The organism is Psychroflexus sp. MES1-P1E, assembly GCF_002836055.1.
Classification (GTDB): Bacteria; Bacteroidota; Bacteroidia; order Flavobacteriales; family Flavobacteriaceae; genus Psychroflexus.
The window spans coordinates 1-1,005 of sequence record NZ_PJBS01000004.1; the positions used below are offsets into that span (position 1 = coordinate 1).

The window sequence follows — 1,005 nt, forward strand, 5'->3', positions numbered from 1 at the left end:
GTCATACAAAAATCCACTCAAACTAAATGAAGATTAATAAAACTTATCAAAGTTTATTAGATAAATCTATCAATTCTATGCTATCTGCAATTGAGATTTATAACAAACCTGATTTTAAATATCGTGAGGAAACATTTTCTATACTTTCAATCAATGCGTGGGAATTATTATTCAAAGCTCGAATATTAAAACTATCAAAATACAGTATGAATTCCATTTATGTAATGGAAAGCAAAAAAAAGAAAAATGGTGAAAAATCTAAAGTATTAACACCAAAGCTTAATAGAGCACGAAATCCAATGACTATTAGTCTTGCCGAATCGATGTTAAGATTACGAAAACACGAAGAGAAAATAAGTTTAAATTTAGTTAAAAGTCTTTTTGCTCTTATAGAACTAAGAGACAATTCTATACATTTTCATAACGCATCAGATATTTCGAAGGAAATCCAAGAATTAGGATTTGCTTGTATCAAAAATTATATGGAATTGATTCAATTTTGGGAATCAAGAGTTGATCTTTCAAAATACAATTTTTACTTAATGCCTTTAGCTTATGTTGACTCAAAAGTTGATTCAACTTCTGTTTTAACCGAAGAAGTAAAAAACTACTTGAATTTCGTAAAAAAGAAAGTATCGGAAACAGATCCTTTAGATGATAAATTTAGTGTAGCGATAGGAATTGATATCAGCTTTAAAAAATCTAACACAATTGATGGAATTGGAATGAGATATGATAAAGACGGAGTTCCAGTAAAAATAACTGAAGAAGACATTACTTTACAATATCCCCTTTCATATTCTGACATCACAAATACAGCAAATAAAAAATATTCAAACTTTAAAGTAAATACAGCTTTACATTCATTAATGAGAATAATAAAACAAGATAAAAAACTTGCACATAATCGAAAATTAGATCCAAAAAACCCAAAATCTCAAACAAAAACTTTCTACAATTCAAATATTTGGAAAGAATTTGACAATCACTACACAAGAAAATAAG

1 protein-coding gene is annotated in these 1,005 nt (G+C 27.3%); it reads left to right on the top strand.

Annotated elements, in window-relative coordinates:
- The first annotated feature begins 26 nt into the window (after positions 1–26).
- Positions 27–1,004, top strand: a complete 978-nt coding sequence (locus tag CXF67_RS00050; RefSeq protein ID WP_102086913.1) for a DUF3644 domain-containing protein — start codon at positions 27–29, stop codon at positions 1,002–1,004.
- Position 1,005 lies beyond the last annotated feature (1 nt).